Source organism: Caballeronia arationis, from assembly GCF_001544975.2.
GTDB lineage: Bacteria > Pseudomonadota > Gammaproteobacteria > Burkholderiales > Burkholderiaceae > Caballeronia > Caballeronia arationis.
Window position 1 is genome coordinate 1 of the sequence record NZ_FCOG02000300.1, and the last position, 3,465, is coordinate 3,465.

Below are 3,465 nucleotides of genomic sequence, written 5' to 3' on the forward strand. Positions count from 1 at the left end.
CCTCTCGCGCGATGCGCCCGCCGTGCTCACGGAGTATCGATACTGCTTCGGCGCCGCTTAGAAGCGGTGACGCAAACCGACCGTCGCCGCGACCTGGCTGTTCGACGACGATGCGCTCAAGCCGTTGATCGCGGCGGTAATGCCGGAATCGCCCGTGTCGCTGACGTGCTGATACACGCCTTGCAGATAGACGTCGGTGCGTTTCGAGAGCGCGTAGGCCGTCTGCAGGCTCACCTGGTTCCACTTGGGACTGACGCCGTCGATGCGGCCGTCGGTGAACGTGTAGGCGCCCGACAGCGTCCACGCGGGTGTCAGGCTGTAGCGGCCGTTCACTTCGTAGTTGGTGAAGCGCGCGCTTCCGTCGGTGAGGACGAGGCCGTTCGTCGTGCCCGACGCCGATGCGCCGATGCCCGTCGCGTCGTCGAGGCGCGTCTGCGTGAAGACGAAGCCCGCCTGCGCCGCGCCGAACGCATAGCTGACGCCCGCGCCGAAGGTGCGCTGGCGGCCGGCGGTGAAGGTGGCGTCGTCGCTGACGGCGCCGCTCGAATTGAGCGTCGCGCCTGAGTTGTTCAACTGCATGTAGCCGGCCGCCACGTTCAGCGGTCCGTAGTTGTACGACGCGCCGACGCTGTACGCGCGGTTCGTCGCGAAGCCGCCCGCGTCGTTCGAGAAGCCGTACAGGCCGCCGAACTTGAAGCCGCCGTAGTTCAGGCTCTGGTACTTGACCGAGTTGCTGACGCGGAAGGAGTTGTCGAGGTTGTCGTTGTCGAACGGGTGGGCCGCCTGCGTGCCGCCGTATTGCGTGCCGGTCAGCGCGAGCGGGCCGAGATAGTCGACCACGGAATCATACTGGCGGCCGAGTGTGACGCTACCGGCACGATCGCTCGACAACCCGACGTACGCCTGGCGTCCGAACTCGCGGCTGTTCTGGCCGAGCTTGCCGTTCGTGATGTTGAAGCCGTTTTCCAACGTGAAGATCGCCTTCAGGCCGCCGCCGAGATCTTCCGCGCCGCGCAGGCCCCAGCGGCTGCCGTTGACCGCGCCGCTCGTCGCCTGGAAGTTGTGGGCGCCGCCCTGGTTGTTCGTGTAGGTGAGGCCTGCGTCGATCAGGCCGTAGAGCGTGACGCTGCTTTGCGCGTGAGCGGCGCCAGCGACCGTGCCGAGCACGCCGAGCGCCAAGAGGGATTTCTTCATTGCTGTTCTCCGAAATTGCAGTTGGGTCAGCCGGACGGGGCGAGGTGTGGTGTCGCCCGCGCATCCGGCGTCCGGTCGAAAAGTCGACGCGCATCGACCGGAGGCCGCATTAGAACGCAGGGCGGCGCGCGGGCCGTGGGGCGCGCGCCACACGGCGGATTACGGCGCGTTGCGGTGTTACTTCGGAGCGAAAGGGAGGAGGGAGGCGAAGCGCCCGCCCGCGCCGGCGGCGCGACGGATCAGCGAGGGTGCTATCGACGCGCGGTCGTAACCGGCGTCATGCTCGGTCATGCGCGGGAATATTTAAGAACAGTTCTGGCTGTGGCGAGGTGCTCACTGCGTCGGCGACGACGCCGGCACCGGGGCAGACGCGGCCATCGCGCCGGACGCATGAATTGCCGTTGCGGCGACCGCGGGCGCCTGCACGACGATCGGCGTCGGCGTGAGTTCGGGCGAGTTAAGAATCAGCGATGGCGCGAGCGCCTCGCTCTTGATGTTTTCGCCGGGAATCGGCGAACTGCGCGGCACCGTGCGCAGGTAGTGGTTCATCAGCGTGAAAAAGCGGTCGTAGAACTTGCCCGCCGGAACCGTTTCGCTGGAGATCTTGACCATCGCGTCGCTGTTCGAGCGGATCGGCAGCGACAGCGAGCCGAGCACGCTCAGACCCACGCTCGCGGATGTGTCGCTTTTCTTGAGCGCGTAGCCGTCCTGCACGGCGTTCACGTAGGCGATGCTCGTGTTGGTCGTGTTCTCGCCGGGCGTGCAGACGACATGGAACGACACGACGACGTGCGTCTCCGGTGCCGGCTGGAAGTTCTTGTTGGCATCGACGGTGTCGGGCTGGACCATTGTCGTCATGAAGCCCTGCGACAGCAGCGCGCGGCGCGCGGCTTCGCAGGTTTCCTTCGTCGGGGCCTCGAAGTTGCGCGCGTACGGGCTCGGGCCGGTGCTGAACATCTCCTGCTGGTAGCTGGGCGTCGGCGTTGCCTTGCCGCCGCAGGCGGCGAGGGCGATCAGGGGGAGGCCGAGGAGGAGGAGGAATCGGGTGCGCATGAGAGTGGAAAGCGAGTGACATCGGCGGGGGTAGATTGTAGTGCCGGTGAGGGGGTGGACGTAAAAGCGGGGAGGACGGAAAGGAGAGGTCCGTCGCAGCGCACGTCGGGATTCATCTAACCGTGAACCCGCATATAACGGTGCAAGCCGGTTTTTCAGGTGCTTTGCTCAGCCAATTTTGGAACGAAGGTTCTCTTAAGGTTGAACTTTCTTGGGTCTCGTACAGCAATCTTTGAACTTCTCAGCAGCGCTTGTCGCCATCTCTCTCAGAGGTCGACTGGCACATGCACCGATAAGGATTGAACTGTCGTAGTTGTCGTACCGATCCAACGGTTCGCGTACCGGCTCGTTGGCGTCTTGACGGCCTTATGGAAAGCTTCGCATAAGGCCGAACAACGGCCATCTCGCCGCCGATCATCTCGGTGGCTTCACGTCCGAAGCCGTCATGTTGGATTCCACGACATATTCACCCGCTTGAGAGACTGTCGGTCGAGGGTGTAATTAGTTTTGTGTAAACGGTCATTTGGCAGGAGACTGCCCGTAACAGGAGCGACGATGACCGTAGCCAAACGCAACAAACGTGCGAAACCCGATCCTGAACTCGTCAAGCTGGCGGACAGCTTGCTGGCGAATTACCAGAAACCCGAGGACCTGGTTGGCGAGAACGGCCTGCTCAAGCAGCTCACCAAGATGCTGGTTGAGCGGGCGCTGGAGACCGAGATGTCCGAGCATCTGGGGCACGGCAAGAGCGAGACCGTCACCAACGCCACGGGCAACACCCGTAACGGTCACAGCGCCAAGACGTTGCAGGGTGAGTTCGGCGAACTACCGCTCGATATCCCGCGTGATCGTCAAGGCGCGTTCGAGCCGAAGCTGGTAGAACGCCATCAGACCCGCTGGTCGGGCTTCGACGACAAGATCATCTCCCTGTACGCACGGGGCCTGAGCGTGCGTGAGATTCAGGGGCATCTGGAAGAGATGTACGGCACCGAAGTGTCGCCCACGCTGATCTCCGCGGTGACCGACGCGGTCAGCGAGGAGGTGAAGCTCTGGCAAGCTCGCCCGCTCGACGCGCTGTACCCCATCGTTTATCTCGACTGCATCCACGTCAAGGTGCGCGACAGCGGTGCGGTGCGGACTAAGGCGGTCTATCTGGCCATTGGTGTGAACATGGACGGCCACAAGGAAGTGCTGGGACTGTGGATCGCCCAGACCGAG

Annotated in this window: 3 protein-coding genes; 1 reads left to right on the top strand and 2 read right to left on the bottom strand. The window is 63.8% G+C overall.

Translation table 11 applies throughout. From position 1 onward, the window contains the following. Nucleotides 1-57 precede the first annotated feature (57 nt). Both AWB81_RS41240 and AWB81_RS41245 read right to left on the bottom strand, forming a co-directional pair. The gene (locus AWB81_RS41240; RefSeq protein WP_062644226.1) at nt 58-1,194 is read right to left on the bottom strand and encodes a porin; all 1,137 of its coding nucleotides are present in this window, start codon (nt 1,192-1,194) and stop codon (nt 58-60) included. A gap of 333 nt (nt 1,195-1,527) precedes the next feature. Continuing rightward, entirely contained in the window at nt 1,528-2,247 is a 720-nt protein-coding gene (locus AWB81_RS41245) for a DUF2242 domain-containing protein (RefSeq protein ID WP_062644229.1), read from the bottom strand. A gap of 555 nt (nt 2,248-2,802) precedes the next feature. On the opposite strand from AWB81_RS41245, the gene AWB81_RS41250 reads away from it, so the two are divergent. Further along, on the top strand, nt 2,803-3,465 hold a 663-nt coding region (locus AWB81_RS41250; RefSeq protein WP_144444355.1), incomplete at its 3' end, for an IS256 family transposase.